General features: G+C 63.4%; 14 protein-coding genes. 7 read left to right on the top strand and 7 right to left on the bottom strand.

Annotated elements, in window-relative coordinates; genetic code table 11:
• Positions 1–2 precede the first annotated feature (2 nt).
• Entirely contained in the window at positions 3–701 is a 699-nt protein-coding gene (locus MF134_RS00735; protein ID WP_255337478.1) for a GntR family transcriptional regulator, read from the bottom strand.
• Positions 702–803: 102 nt separating this feature from the next.
• Here MF134_RS00735 and uxaC point away from each other — a divergent pair, with 102 nt between their 5' ends.
• From uxaC to kduD, 7 genes are all read left to right on the top strand, one after another.
• Positions 804–2210, top strand: coding sequence for a glucuronate isomerase (gene uxaC / locus MF134_RS00730; RefSeq protein WP_255337477.1), 1407 nt, complete (start codon positions 804–806; stop codon positions 2208–2210).
• A gap of 32 nt (positions 2211–2242) precedes the next feature.
• Complete coding sequence (locus MF134_RS00725; protein ID WP_457589924.1) at positions 2243–3232, top strand: TRAP transporter substrate-binding protein; 990 nt, start codon at positions 2243–2245, stop codon at positions 3230–3232.
• A 370-nt stretch (positions 3233–3602) separates the two neighbouring features.
• Positions 3603–4118, top strand: a complete 516-nt coding sequence (locus tag MF134_RS00720) for a TRAP transporter small permease (RefSeq protein WP_255337476.1) — start codon at positions 3603–3605, stop codon at positions 4116–4118.
• Entirely contained in the window at positions 4118–5398 is a 1281-nt protein-coding gene (locus MF134_RS00715) for a TRAP transporter large permease (RefSeq protein WP_255337475.1), read from the top strand. Before MF134_RS00720 ends, MF134_RS00715 begins: the two co-directional genes overlap by 1 nt.
• An 11-nt stretch (positions 5399–5409) precedes the next feature.
• The gene (locus MF134_RS00710; protein ID WP_457589923.1) at positions 5410–5712 is read left to right on the top strand and encodes a cupin domain-containing protein; all 303 of its coding nucleotides are present in this window, start codon (positions 5410–5412) and stop codon (positions 5710–5712) included.
• A gap of 19 nt (positions 5713–5731) precedes the next feature.
• Positions 5732–6556 carry a 5-dehydro-4-deoxy-D-glucuronate isomerase gene (gene kduI / locus MF134_RS00705; protein WP_255337474.1) on the top strand — a complete coding sequence of 275 codons (825 nt, stop codon included), beginning with the start codon at positions 5732–5734 and terminating at the stop codon, positions 6554–6556.
• Positions 6553–7299, top strand: a complete 747-nt coding sequence (gene kduD / locus MF134_RS00700) for a 2-dehydro-3-deoxy-D-gluconate 5-dehydrogenase KduD (protein ID WP_255337473.1) — start codon at positions 6553–6555, stop codon at positions 7297–7299. Before kduI ends, kduD begins: the two co-directional genes overlap by 4 nt.
• A gap of 78 nt (positions 7300–7377) precedes the next feature.
• Here the strand turns inward: kduD and MF134_RS00695 are convergent, their stop codons facing one another.
• The 6 genes from MF134_RS00695 to MF134_RS00670 all read right to left on the bottom strand — a co-directional run bounded on the left by MF134_RS00695 (position 7378) and on the right by MF134_RS00670 (position 14762).
• Positions 7378–8604 (bottom strand): PLP-dependent aminotransferase family protein, encoded by a 1227-nt coding sequence (locus MF134_RS00695; RefSeq protein ID WP_255337472.1) that lies wholly within the window; start codon positions 8602–8604, stop codon positions 7378–7380.
• A gap of 361 nt (positions 8605–8965) precedes the next feature.
• Positions 8966–10231, bottom strand: a complete 1266-nt coding sequence (locus MF134_RS00690) for a glycerate kinase type-2 family protein (RefSeq protein WP_255337471.1) — start codon at positions 10229–10231, stop codon at positions 8966–8968.
• A 162-nt stretch (positions 10232–10393) separates the two neighbouring features.
• A complete protein-coding gene (gene sucD, locus MF134_RS00685) occupies positions 10394–11293 on the bottom strand; it encodes a succinate--CoA ligase subunit alpha (protein WP_255337470.1) in 900 nt (299 codons plus the stop codon).
• A gap of 16 nt (positions 11294–11309) precedes the next feature.
• The gene (locus MF134_RS00680) at positions 11310–12491 is read right to left on the bottom strand and encodes a malate--CoA ligase subunit beta (protein WP_255337469.1); all 1182 of its coding nucleotides are present in this window, start codon (positions 12489–12491) and stop codon (positions 11310–11312) included.
• A gap of 76 nt (positions 12492–12567) precedes the next feature.
• Positions 12568–13512, bottom strand: a complete 945-nt coding sequence (locus MF134_RS00675) for an HpcH/HpaI aldolase/citrate lyase family protein (protein ID WP_255337468.1) — start codon at positions 13510–13512, stop codon at positions 12568–12570.
• Between the two features lie 620 nt (positions 13513–14132).
• Positions 14133–14762 carry a LuxR C-terminal-related transcriptional regulator gene (locus MF134_RS00670; RefSeq protein ID WP_255337467.1) on the bottom strand — a complete coding sequence of 210 codons (630 nt, stop codon included), beginning with the start codon at positions 14760–14762 and terminating at the stop codon, positions 14133–14135.
• Positions 14763–15065: the final 303 nt, after the last annotated feature.

Genomic DNA, 15065 nt, shown 5'->3' with positions numbered 1-15065 from the left:
AGTCAGCTTTCGTCGATCATGTCTTCGCCGCGCTCGATTTTGATCTGCTCGAGAATGTCGACAATGCGGGAGAGATGCTCGCGCATCCGCTCGCGCGCGGCCTCAGCATTGCCGGCTTCGAGTGCTTCCATGATCCGGAGGTGATCGGCAAGCGCGTTCTTCGCGCCGGAGGAGAGAGACAGGAAGCGGGCGCGATCCATGTGCGCTTTCTTGTCCCGGATCATGGACCAGACGAAGCCTGCGCCTGCGATCTCGCAAAGCGCCTTGTGAAACTCGTCGTCCAGAGCGTGGAATTCGATCTTGTGATCCGCTTCGATCGCCGCCTGCTGACGGTCAAGGATTTCACGAAGGGTGGAGCACCCCGCTTCGTCCAGGCGTTCCGTCGCCAGTCGGACGGTCTCCAGTTCGATGGCCGTACGCATGAAGCGTGCCTCCAGTACCGCACGCGCCGAGATCGCGGTGACCGTCGTCGGTCGCTGCGGACGAACCAGCAGAAAGCCCAGCTGCGAGAGGCGATAGAAGGCGTCCCGGACCGGTTGTCGCGAGACCTCCATCTGCCGTGCCACCTCCACCTCGGACAGACGCGTTCCCGGACGCAGATCGAGTTCGACGATGCGGTCGTAGAGCGCATCGAAGACCTGATCGGTCACCGAAACCGCCGGGACATATTCGAGAGCCTGGAGATTGAAAGGACGAGCCATTTACGTTCCGAAAAGTCCATGCAGAAGCGGCCTTGACCGCATTTCCATTGTACCATACTAGATTACTAGCTGCCTCGAAAGACGTGGCGACAGGGAGGTTTCATGGGACTGCTCGATCCCGACCGGCTCTTTCCGGTCGAGGCGAAGACACGCGCACTTGCTCGATCGCTCTACGAGAGCGTGCGCGATCTGCCGATCATCAGTCCCCACGGGCATACCGACCCGCGCTGGTTCGCCGAGAACGAGCGCTTTCCCGACCCCGCCCAGCTCTTCGTCGTCCCCGACCACTACGTGTTCCGCATGCTGGCCTCGCAGGGCATGGATCTTGCGGATCTCGGCGTGCCGCGCGTCGATGGCGGCCCGGTGGAAACGGATCCGCGAGCAATCTGGCGGCGCTTTGCGCAAAACATGCATCTCTTTCGGGGCACGCCCTCGGCCATGTGGCTCGACTATTGCTTCGAGGTGCTGTTCGGGCTCGACGTGCCGCTTACAGCCGAAACCGCCGATCTCTATTACGATACGATCGACGCGGCTCTCGCCAAACCGGCATTCCGACCGCGCGCGCTTTTTGAGCAATTCCGCATCGAAGTCATCGCCACGACGGAGCCGGCGCTCGACGATCTTCGCTGGCATGCCGCCATCCGCGATTCCGACTGGAATGGACGGGTCATCACCGCCTACCGGCCGGATTCCGTGGTCGATCCCGAATTCGAGGGATTTGCCGAGAATATCCGCACGCTGGGCGAGATGACCGGCTGCGATACGCAGAGCTTTGCCGGCTATCTCGACGCCCACCGCCAGCGGCGGGCCTATTTCAAGTCCTTCGGCGCGACCAGCAGCGACCACGGCCATGCGACGGCGCGCACGGAAAATCTCGACCGCAGCGCCGCCGAGGCGCTCTTTGCGAAAGCGCTTGCCGGCACCTGTTCCGCCGACGAAGCCGACATGTTCCGCGGTCACATGCTGACCGAAATGGCACGCATGAGCCTCGATGACGGGCTGGTGCTGCAGATCCATCCCGGCTCCTGGCGCAACCATTCGGCGCCCATCATGGCCCGGCACGGCCGGGACAAGGGCTTCGACATCCCCCGGCAGACCGACTATGTCGCTGCGCTGCGCCCGCTTCTCGATGCGGTCGGCATGGAGCGCGATCTCACCATCATCCTCTTCACGCTCGACGAGACGAGCTTCTCGCGCGAACTGGCACCGCTCGCCGGCGCCTATCCGGCCCTGCGGCTTGGACCGCCCTGGTGGTTCTACGATTCCTATGAGGGGATCAAACGGTTCCGCGAGGCGACGACGGAGACCTGCGGCTTCTACAACACGGTCGGTTTCAACGACGATACGCGGGCCTTCTGCTCGATCCCGGCGCGCCATGACGTCGCCCGTCGTTCCGACTGCGCATACCTCGCCACCCTCGTCGCCACGGGAAGGCTGCGGGAAGGCGAGGCTTTCGAGGTCGCTCACGACCTCACCTACCGCTTGGCGAAACAGGCCTACCGCCTGTGAGCCGGCTCATCTTCACTGGGAGGAGAAATCAGATGAAGGCTAGAACCACATTCGCAACATGGTTGCTCGCCGGCACGGCGCTGGCCATGGCTTCAACCGCGGCCGTCGCCTGCGAGCGCACGCTGCGCTCGTCCGACACCCATCCCGACGGTTATCCGACCGTCGAGGCCGTGAAGGCCATGGGCGAGATGCTGGAGGAAAAGACCGACGGCAAGCTTTGCATCGAGGTCTTCTTCGGGGCGCAGCTCGGCGAGGAGAAGGACACGATCGAACAGACCCAGTTCGGCGTGATCGACCTCAACCGCGTCTCGCTTGGACCGTTCAACAACATCGTTCCCGAGACGCAGGTCCCGTCCCTACCCTACATTTTCCGTTCGACCGAGCACATGCACAAGGTGATGGACGGCCCCATCGGTCAGGAGATTCTCGACGCATTCCAGCCACACGACCTCGTCGGCCTTGCCTTCTACGATGGCGGCTCGCGGTCCTTCTACAATTCGGAAAAGCCCATCGAGTCGATCGACGACCTCAAGGGCATGAAGTTCCGCGTCATGCAGTCCGACATGTTCGTCGATATGGTCAGCGCCCTCGGCGCCAACGCGACGCCAATGCCCTATGGCGAGGTCTATTCCTCGATCCAGACCGGCGTCATCGACGGGGCCGAGAACAACTGGCCGTCCTACGACACGTCGGGCCATTACGAGGTCGCCCCGTACTACACGCTCGACCAGCACCTGATCGTGCCGGAAGTGCTCGTGATGTCGAAGAAGACCTGGGACTCGCTTTCCGAAGACGAGCAAGCCGCCGTGCGTGAGAGCGCCAAGGCCAGCGTTCCGATCATGCGCGAGGCCTGGAACGAGCAGGAGCGGAAGTCGGAAGAGAAGATCGTGGAAGCGGGCGTTGAGGTCGTGAAGGACATCGACAAGCAACCCTTCATCGACGCGATGGGTCCGGTCTACGACAAGTACGTCACCTCCGACAAGCTCAAGGACATGGTCAAGCGCATCCAGGAGACGGAGTAGCATCGGCTCGCTCGAGGCCCACTGTCACCTGCTCTTGGTGGCAGGAGCCTTGAGTGGTGCGTTTCGCGGCGAGCGAGCATATCGGTGGCGGAGCGCCCTGGCGGCACTCGCCGCCGATATCGCGGCAAAGGCCACCGCCATCCTGAGCCCATTCTCCGGTTCTTGTCTTGGAGCGCGCGCGCCTGGTGAAGTCGTCCCGCGTTGAAGGCCGGCATCACATCGAGGCGTGCAGGCGAGGCGTGCTGGTCATCTAATTCTGAGCCGCTCTCGACCGAAGAACCCTGACGCTCTGCCGATCGGGGCATGCGTCGGCTCTCCATCTTCGTTTCCAAACCCATCCTCGTTCAAGGTGAACCCCGTGCGGGACTTCATGATAAAGCTGGCCGGGGCAACAGGCCTGTTGGGAAAACTGGCACTGTGGGCCGCTGGGGTCGGGCTGGTCGCCATGACGGCGGCAATCGCGGCGCAGGTGTTCTGGCGCTACGTGCTCAACAATTCGCTGGTCTGGACCGAGCCGGGCTCTGTCATGATCATGGGGTGGTTCATCTTCCTGGGCGCGGCCGTCGGCATTCGCGAAGGCTATCACCTGTCCTTCGACGTTCTCCTCTATTTTCTGCCGCGCTCGATCAACCAGTGGCTTCACTCGATTTCTGACCTCGCCGTCGGCGCCTTCGGCGCGGGCATGGTCTGGTACGGCTGGGAACTGGCGGCAAAGACCGCGCCCAACGTCATGCCCTCCCTCGGCATTTCCGATGCCTTCAACTTCGCCCCCCTCGTCATGGGCGGCGTGCTCATCTTCCTGTTCTCGCTGGAGCGGCTCCTGCGCCGCCTGGCGGGCCTTCACACCCCACGCTTTGGCGAAGTCGACCCGGCCGAGGAAGTCTGATGGAACTCTGGATCCTCTTCGGGACCTTCGTCTTTTTCCTGGCCATCGGGACCCCTGTGGCGTTCTGCCTTGGCGTCGCCTCCTTCGCCACGATCGTCTATCTCGGCCTGCCGCCGGTGGTCATCTTCCAGCGCCTGAATTCCGGCGTGTCGGTCTTCGCGCTGATGGCGATCCCTTTCTTCATCTATGCGGGCGACCTCATGGTCCGCGGCAATATCGCCGCGCGGCTCGTCGCTCTCGCCGGCGCGCTCGTCGGGCATCTGCGCGGTGGCCTCGGCCAGGTGAACATCCTCGCCAGCGTGATGTTCGGCGGTGTCTCCGGATCGGCCGCAGCCGATGCGTCGGCGGTCGGTGGATTGATGGTGCCGCAGATGAAGAAACGCGGTTACGGCGTTGATTATGCGGTGAATATTACCGTCGTCGGATCGATCATCGCGTTGATGCTCCCACCCTCACACAACATGATCATCTATTCGATTTCCGCCGGCGGCCGGATCTCGATTGCCGATCTCTTCACCGCCGGCATCCTGCCGGGCCTCATCCTGGCGCTCGCTCTCATGGTGGCGGCCTATTTCGTCGCGCGGCGCCGCGGCTATCCGACCGAGGAGTTCCCCGGCCTCCGCGCGATGGGCTGGCTGTTTGCCAACGCCCTGCCCGGCCTCGTCCTCGTCGCAATCATTTTCGGCGGCGTGCGCTCGGGCATCTTCACCGCTTCGGAATCATCGAACATCGCCGTGGTCTACGCGATGTTCGTGACGCTCCTCGTCTATCGCTCCCTCTCCTGGGCGGATTTCGTCGAGGCGACGCTCGCCTCCGTGCGCACCACCGCGATGGTTCTGATGGTGATCGGCGCGGCCAACGCGTTCGGCTGGCTTCTCGCCTATCTGCAAGTGCCGGTGCTGCTCGTCCAGATGCTGCAGGCGATGTCGTCCAACCCGATCATCATTCTGCTCCTCATCAACGTCGTGCTTCTGATCCTCGGCACCTTCATGGACATGTCGCCGCTGATCGTCATTACGACACCGATCTTCCTGCCCGTGGCCACGGCGTTCGGCGTTGATCCGGTGCATTTCGGCGTCATCCTCGTCCTCAACCTCGGCATCGGCCTGTGCACGCCACCCGTGGGGGCCGTGCTTTTCGTCGGCTGCGCCGTGGGTGGGATATCGATCTGGTCGGTCGTGAGATCAATCTGGCCGTTCTACTTCGCAGCCTTCCTGACGCTGATGCTGGTCACCTACATCCCGGCACTGTCCCTGTGGCTGCCCTCGCTATTCCATTGAGGAGACGAGAGATGTTTCCAGTCGTGAAAACCGATCCCGGCGTGACCCGGCAGGTGTTGAGCGAAGCGCCCGAGCTAATGGTCGTTGCCTTTGAGTTCGAGTCGGGCGCGGAAGGCAAGCTCCACAACCACCCGCACGTCCAATCCACTTATGTCGAGAAGGGGCAGTTCGTCTTCATCGTGGACGGCGAAGAACGCGAACTGGTGCCGGGCGACAGCCTCATCGTGCCATCGAATGCGATGCATGGCTGCCGCTGTCTGGAGGCGGGCCGTTTGATCGACACCTTCACGCCCCGACGTGACGACTTCCTTTGAAATCTCCGGAGTGAACTTCATGACCCGTGTCGAAACCCGCCACGCCATTCATCCCGATCAGGCCAGGACCATGGGCACGGAGGAGTTGCGTCGCCATTTCCACGTCGCCGATCTCTTCGCCGACGGCGAAATCCGACTTGTCTATACCCATTACGACCGTGTGGTCGTCGGGGCCGCGGTTCCGAAGGGCAATGACCTCGTGCTCGACAAGGTGGAGGTGACGAAGACCTCGACCTTCCTGGAACGCCGCGAACTCGGCATCGTCAATATCGGCGACCCGGGCACCGTTTCTGCGGGCGGGCAGACCCATGAACTCGATCGGGGCGATGTGCTCTATGTCGGAATGGGATCCGGGCCGGTCACTTTTTCGGGCGGGGGCCGCTACTATCTGGTTTCGGCACCGGCGCATCGCTCCTGCCCGACGCGTCTGATCCGGCCCGCGGACAGCCGGGAGGTCAATCTTGGCGAACTCGAAACCTCCAACAAGCGCACGATCAATCAGTTCATCCATCCGGAAGTCATCGAGAGTTGCCAGTTGACCATGGGCTACACCACGCTGCATGGCGGCTCCTGCTGGAACACCATGCCCGCTCACGTCCATGACCGGCGCATGGAGGCCTATCTCTATTTCAATCTCGACAAGGATCAGCGCGTCTTCCATCTGATGGGCGAGCCGACCGAAACGCGTCATCTGGTGGTCAAGAACGAGGAAGGCGCGATCTCGCCGCCCTGGTCGATCCACGCGGGCGCGGGCACCGGCAGCTACAGCTTCGTCTGGGCGATGGCCGGCGAGAACACCGACTTCACCGACATGGACATGGTGGCGATGGAGACGATCCGGTGAGTGATCTCTTTTCGCTGAATGGCCGGCGTGCGCTGGTGACCGGCGCCAATACCGGCATCGGCCGGGCGATCGCCGAAGCGATGGCGGCCGCCGGCGCCGAGGTGCTTTGCGCCGGTCGCTCCTCGACCACCGAGACCGTCGAGGCGATCGAAGCGTCGGGCGGCAAGGCAGCGTCGCTGCATATGGATCTCGCCAATCTTCCCGCGAGCGTCGCCGCTCTGGAAGCCGTCGGGCCGTTGGATATTCTGGTCAATAACGCGGGGATCATTCGCCGCGAGGATGCCGTCGACTTCAAGGAAGACGACTGGGACGCCGTGATCGACGTCAACCTGAAGGCGGTGTTCCTGCTCTCTCAGTCCTTCGCGCGCGGACTGCGCGAGAGGAATGCCGGCGGGGCGATCATCAACATCGCGTCCCTCCTCTCCTTCCAGGGCGGCATCCGCGTGCCGGCCTATACCGCCTCGAAACACGCCGTAGCTGGCCTCACCAAGGCGCTCGCGAACGAATGGGCGCCCTTCGGCATCAACGTGAACGCCATCGCGCCCGGCTACATCGCGACCAACAACACCGAGGCACTCCGCGCGGACCAGAAACGCAGCGCTGAGATCCTGGGCCGCATTCCGGCCGGGCGATGGGGGGATCCACAAGACATCGCCGGAACCGCCGTGTTCCTCGCTTCCCCGGCAGCCGGCTATATCCACGGCGCGGTCATCGCCGTCGACGGCGGCTGGCTCGCGCGGTAGCACCGGGACCCGGCGGTCATGTTTCCGGCGGCGCCCGGAAAGAACGCCGCCGGAAGATTTTGGCTTCAGGAACTCCGGTTACGCCAGATGGCGCTTCAGTTCCGCCACGGCCGCGTCGATATCGGCAGGAACGTCGAAGCGGTTGAGCATCTCGCCGAAGCGCTTGACGATATTGGTGAGCTCCTGTTCCTCCAGAAGGTTCAGGATACCGACACGGATCTGGGTCGGCTCGGAGAGGGTCGGCCAGATGCAGAAACTCTCTTCGCGACAGGCGTTGACGAAGTCCTTTTCCTGACCCTTCAGCTGCTCCGGCAGGTCGAGCACCAAGAGACTCGTCATGTTGGAGGTGACCTTGCAGCCCATGCTTTCGAGCGCCGCCCGCAGCGCCTTTTCCGCCTTGGCATAGCGTTCCGCCCGCTGCAGCATTCCCTGCTCCAGCACCATGCGCAGCGCCTCGTGGAAGGACGCGACGGCATAGGGCGAGTGGGTGCGGTGATAGGTGCCCTTCTCGACATCCTCGCCGTTGATGATGCCCCAGTGGCGCGCTTCCATGATCGGGTGATGGACGAAGCTGCGCGCGCCGACTTTCTTCAACTCGTCGATATAGCGCTGCGAGAAGCTCACCGGCGCGTAGGTCAGTGGAAGCGCCATCATGCCCTTTTGCGGACAGGAGGCCCAACCGACGATGCCCGGATAGTCGTCGATCCGCAGGTCAGCGATGCCGAGCGACGACACCGCGTCGATCAGACCCATCGTCCCATGCTTTTCGCAAGCGTCGGAGAAACCCTTGATATCATTGATGCGGCCGGAGCCGGTTTCCCAATGGGCCATCGCCGCCCATTTCGGCTTGTGCTCGGCCAGCGCCTTCTCGACGACATCGCCGGTAACCGACTGGCCATGCGGCACGCGAATGGTGACCACCGAGGCCGCCTGCGGATCGAGCGAGTTGGCTCTGAGCTCCTCCTCGGTCGCCGCCTTCATGCGCACGGAGAGCTCATCGATACCCGAAAAGGTCCCGTTGACGAACATGACGATCTTGTCGCCGGGATGGACAACCGAAAACATTGCGTCGAGGCCGCTCCAGCCGGTGCCGGCGACGCCGAATGTGTGGACGTTCTGGGTCCCGAAGATCTCGCGCAGCATGCGCTTGATCTCGATCATGCCGCGGAGAACGTCCGGCTGCATGTGATCCGCGACGCCCGGGCTCGAATAGGCCGCGAGCACCCGCTCGGCCGTATTGCCGGGCCCGGGGCCGGCAGCGACGGTGTGCGGAATTTCCAGCCTTGGGAAAACGGGTGCGTTCATGGCGGTCTCCTCCTCTTTGACCTGGCCGCATGTCACATCGATGGTGTGACGCCCGCCCGCCAACCGGCGAACGAGCCCTCTTGCGTCCTTGGCCTCAAAAGAAGGTCCTGGGGGGCTTTTGACCACTCTCGCGCGGGTGTTTCCTGTCGCCCCATCGGGTACCCGAACCGACCGCAATGGATAGGGACACGCCGAACCGTGTAGTGCAGGCCGCCCGGGCGCGGAATGGCGATGGCGCTCGTCAAGAGGGTGAGCTCAAACGATTTCGGCCGGGCAAGAACCAACCGTCCCATCCGGAAAGCACGCATCCCGGCACAAGGCCGGGACGACACTCGGGTGGCGATCGTTGTCTTTCGGGTAGTCAAACCATGAGAGCAATCTGGATATCAGCGACATTCGTGCCGGTGGCGCCGGTCATCAGCAGGTCTTCGGCCGCCGCGAGCGCGTGGTAAGCATCATTCCGCTTCAGACAGTCGGCAATGTCGAGGCCAGCGGTACGCATTCGCCCAAGCGTCCCCGCGTCTACGATGCCACCTGCCGCATCGGTTGGCCCATCGCGGCCGTCGGTGCCGCCGGATAGGAATGTCCAGTCACGCGGCAGCGGATGTTCTTCCGCGAGAAGAGCAAAGCGCAGGGCAAATTCCTGATTGCGCCCTCCAAGTCCGTCGCCGGTCACATGCACGGTCGTTTCGCCGCCTGCCACGACCGCCACCGGCCCCGTCTGGTTGGCTTGGGCCTGGACCAGAGCGAAGAGCTCGGCGGCTGCCGCACCCACATCGGCATCAAGCCAGCCGGGGCGCTGGATGACGCGAACACCGCGATCAGAGAGCGCGCGGGCAGCAGCTTCGACCGACCGGGCGTTGCTGGCAATGACCCGGTTGGTGACGTTCTCCAGCTTTGGTTGCTTGGCAGCTTTCCCGATCACGGCCGCAACCGCGGAGGGCACCTTGTCCAACAGTTGATAGCGTTCAAGCACGTCGCGCGCACACGGCCCACCTTCGGCTCGCGCGGTTGGACCGGATGCGACCGTTGCGGGGTCGTCGCCGGGAACGTCCGAGACGATCAGGGAAAGTACGAAGGCAGGAGCCGCCGCCTCCGAAAGCCCACCGCCTTTCAGCCGCGATAGTGCCCGCCGCACGGCGTTCATCTCGGTGATGTCCGCGCCCGATCGCAACAGGAGATCGGTGACGGCCGTCTTGTCCTCTAACGTCAGCCCCTCGCTTGGAGCCACGCCGAGCGCCGAGCCCCCGCCGGAAATCAGGGCAAGGACGACATCGCCCTCCTGCGCAGCTTCTGCAAGCGCAAGCAGCGCTTCGCCGCCCTCGACGCTTCCGGAATCTGGCAATGGATGGCCGCCGACGATCAGGCGACACCCCTCCACGAGCTTCGCCCCGCCATCGGTGGTGACGATCACGCCAGCGGCGGGGGCCCGTCCAAGTTCCGCCGCCGCTGCGCTGGCCATGGCAGACGCCGCCTTGCCAAGAGCTGCGATGTAGATGCGTCCGTCCCCATCAAGTCTTGCCCGGTACTCGGAAAGCGCTGCGTGAACGGCGGCGGCGGGATCGGCCGCGGCGACGGCTTTTGAAAAGGCATCCTGGACCATTGGCCTCAGGTCGTCAGATGACACGGTGCGTTCCCCTGTATTCGAAGATCAATATCCAGCCTGAATTGCCCTGGGGCTTGAGCATGTCGTCCTCGTTCTCGATCACATGGCTGATGTCAGACAGATGCGCCCCTGCCCTTTCAGACAGAGGCGCGTTCGAAAAGCCAGGGACTTGGGCGTGAAGCGTCAGGCCGCCTGCTTCATCTTGCTCAGCAGGTCTGCCACCGTTTCGCCGAATGCGGATGGGTGCGGGATAATGTGATGGCCGCAGGAGCGGATGATATCCACCTTCTCCTGCGCCGATTCTCCCTCGCCCGCGACGATCGCACCGGCATGGCCCATGCGCTTGCCCTTGGGCGCCGAGAGGCCCGCGATATAGGCCAGCAGCGGCTTGGAGAAATTGTCTTGCGCCCAACGCGCCGCATCCACCTCCTGCGGGCCGCCAATCTCGCCGATCATCACGACGGCATCGGTCTCGTCGTCCTGCTCGAAGAGTTCGAGAAGATCGCGGAAGGACGAGCCATTGATCGGGTCGCCGCCGATGCCGACACTGGTGGACACGCCGATGCCACGCGCCTGCATCTGGCTCGCCGCCTCGTAGCTCAGCGTACCGGAGCGGGCGATGATGCCGATGCGGCCTGGCTTGTAGATCGACCCTGGCATGATGCCCATCATCGCCTGCCCCGCCGTGATCATGCCGGCGCAGTTCGGCCCCATGAGCATCATGCGGTTTTCCGCCTTGTAGCGGCGCATGTAGCGCTTCACCCGCATCATGTCCTGGGCCGGAATGCCGTCGGTGATGCACACGCATGTCTTGATGCCGCTGTCGGCCGCTTCCATGATCGAGTCCGCGGCAAAGGGCGGCGGCACGAAGACGATGGAAGCTTCGGCCCCGGTTTCGGCGACGGCGCCCTTGACTGTCGAGAAGACCGGCAGGCCGAGATGGGTGGTGCCGCCCTTGCCCGGCGTCACGCCGCCCACGACATTGGTGCCGTAGGCCTTCATCTCCTCGGCATGGAAGCTGCCGATCCGGCCGGTGATCCCCTGGACGAGGACCTTGGTGTCCTTGGTGAGCAGAATAGCCATGTGAACGATCCTCCCGTCAGGCCGCGGCGCTCTGGCCGAGCTTCTTCCATTCGGCGACCGCCATCTCGGCGGCCTCTGCCAGCGTGTCGGCGACGAGCACATCCGGCGCCTTCTCGGCGAGGATCTTCTTTCCCTCCTCGACCTTGGTCCCGGACAATCGTACCACCAGCGGGAGTTCCAGGCCCACCTCCTCGCGAGCCTTGACCACGCCCTCGGCGACCCAGTCGCAGCGATTGATGCCGGCGAAGATGTTGACGAGGATCACCTTGACGTTCTTGTCCTGAAGAACGGCGCGGAAGCTCTTGGCCACCCGCTCCGGGCTTGCGCCACCGCCGATGTCGAGGAAGTTCGCCGGCTCGCCGCCGGACAGCTTGATCATGTCGAGCGTCGCCATGGCGAGGCCCGCGCCATTGATGATGCAGCCGATCTCGCCGTCGAGGCCGACATAGCTGAGACCCCGGTCGGAGGCGAAAGTCTCACGCGGGTCCTCCTGGCTCTTGTCGCGCATTTCCGAAATGTCGGGCCGGCGGAAGAGCGCGTTCTCGTCGAAGCTCATCTTGCAGTCGAGCGCGATCAGCTCGCCCTTCGAGACGACCAGCGGGTTGATCTCCAGCATGGTCGCGTCGAAATCGCGGAAGACGCGATAGCACGCGAGCAGCGTGTCGGTCGCCTTGGTGACCATGGATCCGTCGAGACCGAGACCGAAGGCGAGTTCGCGCGCCTGGAACTTCTGCATGCCGGCACCCGGATCGACAGTGATCTGGATCAGGCTGTCCGGCTCCTTCTCGGCGATCTCCTCGACCTCCATGCCGCCGGAGGCCGACGCCATGACCTTGATGCGCTCCGCCTTCCGGTCGAGCACGATGCCGAGATAGAGTTCGCGATCGATCTGCACCGTCTCCTCGATGTAGAGGCGGTTGACCAGATTGCCCTTCGGCCCGGTCTGGTTGGTGACGAGGCGGCGGCCCATCAGCTTGTCGGCGGCCGCTTCCACATCTTCTTCCGAGCGGCAGAGAATGATGCCGCCGGCCTTGCCGCGCGCGCCGGAATGGATCTGCGCCTTGACCACCCAGGCGTTTCCGCCGATTTCGCTCGCCCGGTAGCGGGCCTGTTCGGGGCTGTAGGCGATGCCGCCGCGTGGCAGCTTCAGGCCGTGAGTGGCCAGCAGTTCCTTGGCCTGGAATTCATGGATGTCCATCGGGGTCTCCTCCCTTGGAGCATGAGGCCGAAAATTCGTATGGCTTTTCGGATCCCGTCATGCGCTGAAAAATGCGTCACTGCGCGCGGGCGCGTATCGCGTCGTCGACCGCGATGACGTTCTTCGCCATGCGTTCGGAAGCGGCATCGATCATCTTGCCATCGAGGCTCGCGGCGCCCTTGCCGGCGGCAGCGGCCTCCTTTAGCGCCTCGATGATGCGGCGCGCCTTGTCGACCTCACCGTCAAGCGGCGAGAACTCGTCATTGGCAAGCGCGATCTGGCTCGGATGGATCGCCCATTTGCCCTCGATTCCGAGGGCTGCCCCGCGCTTGCAGCCAGCGCGATAGCCGTCCGGGTCGGAGAAGTCGCCGAACGGGCCGTCGATCGGCCGCAGACCATAGGCCCGGCAGGCGACCGTCATGCGCGACAGCGCGGCATGCCACTGGTCGCCCGGATAATCGGGATGCAGGCCGCCGATATTGACCGTGCGCGCCTTGTTGAAAGCCGCATAGTCGGCAACACCGAAATGCAGAGCCTCGAGACGGGAGGGTTGCGCCGCAATCGCCTCGACATTCGCCATGCCGAGCGGCGTCTCGATCAGCGCCTCGATGCCGACCTTGTTCTGGTAGCCCTTGGCCATCTCGATCTGGTTGAGCAGCGCCTCGACCATGTAGACGTCCGACGGAACACCGACCTTCGGGATCATCACCATGTCCAGCTTGTCGCCGGCCTGTTCCATCACGTCGACGACGTCGCGGTACATGTAATGGGTGTCGAGACCGTTGATGCGGACCGACATGGTCTTCTTCTTGGCCTTCCAGTCGATGTCGTTCAGCGACTGGATGATGTTCTTGCGCGCCTGTTCCTTGTCATCGGGCGCGACGGCGTCCTCGATGTCGAGAAAAATGCAGTCGGCGGCACTGTCGGCCGCCTTCTCGATCATCGTCGGGTTCGAGCCCGGCACGGCGAGCGTCGAGCGCTGAAGGCGCATCTTCCGCAAATTGTGGATGGTATGGCTCATTGGTCCTCCTCCCGTTCCTGCGATCGAAGCCAAGGCTCTTTGCAGGTGGCTGATGCCTTTTGGAGAGAGGAGTTCCGGAACTGGCAAGCCCACCCTTGGGGCATGCCGTGGCGCGATAAGGCCGATACACGTCGCGATCCCGACGCTTGCTCGGTCGACCCGGTGTCACTGCGATCCGGCCGGTCTCCTCCCTGATCCTTTCGCATCGTCAGGAATACGGCCGGTGCGGCGTTTTTGACCACACACTGGCGGATAGAAACTCACCGCCTCGCGACGACTGGCTGACTACCCGTTCGGAGAACCCGGATCGGCCGGATCAGGAAAGGGAAAGTCAGCGCACCCGACAGATCATGTCTCCTGATGGCCTGCCTATATGAATGCCGCCTTCGTCGGTTCGTCATCCTCGGGCCTGTCCCGAGGATCTCCCGAAAGACGTTCGTAGGCCTCATTTTGGGAGGAAGGGCATCCGCCGAGGGTTCTGGTAAGGCACTGGCAGTAGATCCTCGGGACAAGCCCGAGGATGACGAAGCGTGGGGGATGTCACCCTAATCTTTCAAGCTCTCGATGCGACCGTGTGCTCTACCTGCCCGCCAACGATCTCGATGGCCGATATCGCCCTCTCAGTTCTGCACCTCCCGCGTCCATAGCGCCACCGCCATCGACCGGTTCCGAACGTTGAGCTTCTCGTAGATGTTCTTGAGGTAGTATTTCACCGTGTTCTCGGACATGCCGAGGCGGTTGGCGATCTGCTGATTGGTCCACCCGCGCGCGAGCACGTCGAGCAACTCGCGTTCTCGCGCATTGAGATGGGCAAGCGGCGTATCGTTGAGCGTCGCAATGTCCATATAGGGGATGCAGATGTGGCCGGCGGCCACGGCCCGCACCGTCGTGAAGAAGATGGCGATATCGTCCTGCTGGTAGCAATAGCCTCGCGCACCGAGGCGCACGGCCTGGCGGAGGGCGCTCGGATCCCGGTTGCTGCTGAAGACGATCGCCTTGACCGAACTGTTCTTCGACCGCAGACGCCGCAGGACGTCGACGGCCTTCATGTCCGCGAGATCCCAGGCAATGACCGCCAGGTCGACACTCTCCTCGGACGCTGCGATGAGATCGGAGCCGCGATCGCTGACCCGGTCGAGCACGAGGTCGTCCTCTTTCTCGATCAGCCCCGTGATGGCCGACACGACAAGCGGATTGGCCTCCAGCAGAAAGACGCGCGTGGTCTGAGATCGCGGATGATCCTCCGCCATCGATATCCTCCCAGAATGCGTGCCCGCCCGATATCGGCTTTTAAACGAAAGGTTTGCGCTTGTCTTTCCTCCGATCGGGCGGGAATTGTCGGCCTCACCCTGTCCGACCGACCACAGCCCCCTACCCGAACGAGCGCATTTCTTGTGCCATCCGGTAGTGGGCGCAAAGGCTGTCACGACCGACAATAGGGACCGACGCGCCGAAGATGTCCGCTTCTCGACGTGTTCAGGGAGGATTGGCCCGAACTGCCGAGCATGGCGGTGGCGCCCGGTCATTACCGGGCGGGAGGGCAGGACAGACAT

This window comes from Jiella marina, assembly GCF_024359545.1.
Taxonomy (GTDB): Bacteria; Pseudomonadota; Alphaproteobacteria; order Rhizobiales; family Rhizobiaceae; genus Jiella.
This window is presented reverse-complemented; position numbering and strand designations above follow the sequence as displayed.

What these genes read in the sequence shown, in the direction of transcription:
- MF134_RS00695 (WP_255337472.1), bottom strand. Translation starts at nt 8,604, where the DNA reads ATGAACGCACCCGTTTTCCCAAGGCTGGAAATTCCGCACACCGTCGCT.
- MF134_RS00720 (WP_255337476.1), top strand. Translation starts at nt 3,603, where the DNA reads ATGATAAAGCTGGCCGGGGCAACAGGCCTGTTGGGAAAACTGGCACTG.
- uxaC (WP_255337477.1), top strand. Translation starts at nt 804, where the DNA reads ATGGGACTGCTCGATCCCGACCGGCTCTTTCCGGTCGAGGCGAAGACA.
- MF134_RS00710 (WP_457589923.1), top strand. Translation starts at nt 5,410, where the DNA reads ATGTTTCCAGTCGTGAAAACCGATCCCGGCGTGACCCGGCAGGTGTTG.
- MF134_RS00680 (WP_255337469.1), bottom strand. Translation starts at nt 12,491, where the DNA reads ATGGACATCCATGAATTCCAGGCCAAGGAACTGCTGGCCACTCACGGC.
- sucD (WP_255337470.1), bottom strand. Translation starts at nt 11,293, where the DNA reads ATGGCTATTCTGCTCACCAAGGACACCAAGGTCCTCGTCCAGGGGATC.
- MF134_RS00675 (WP_255337468.1), bottom strand. Translation starts at nt 13,512, where the DNA reads ATGAGCCATACCATCCACAATTTGCGGAAGATGCGCCTTCAGCGCTCG.
- MF134_RS00715 (WP_255337475.1), top strand. Translation starts at nt 4,118, where the DNA reads ATGGAACTCTGGATCCTCTTCGGGACCTTCGTCTTTTTCCTGGCCATC.
- MF134_RS00735 (WP_255337478.1), bottom strand. Translation starts at nt 701, where the DNA reads ATGGCTCGTCCTTTCAATCTCCAGGCTCTCGAATATGTCCCGGCGGTT.
- MF134_RS00725 (WP_457589924.1), top strand. Translation starts at nt 2,243, where the DNA reads ATGAAGGCTAGAACCACATTCGCAACATGGTTGCTCGCCGGCACGGCG.
- MF134_RS00670 (WP_255337467.1), bottom strand. Translation starts at nt 14,762, where the DNA reads ATGGCGGAGGATCATCCGCGATCTCAGACCACGCGCGTCTTTCTGCTG.
- kduI (WP_255337474.1), top strand. Translation starts at nt 5,732, where the DNA reads ATGACCCGTGTCGAAACCCGCCACGCCATTCATCCCGATCAGGCCAGG.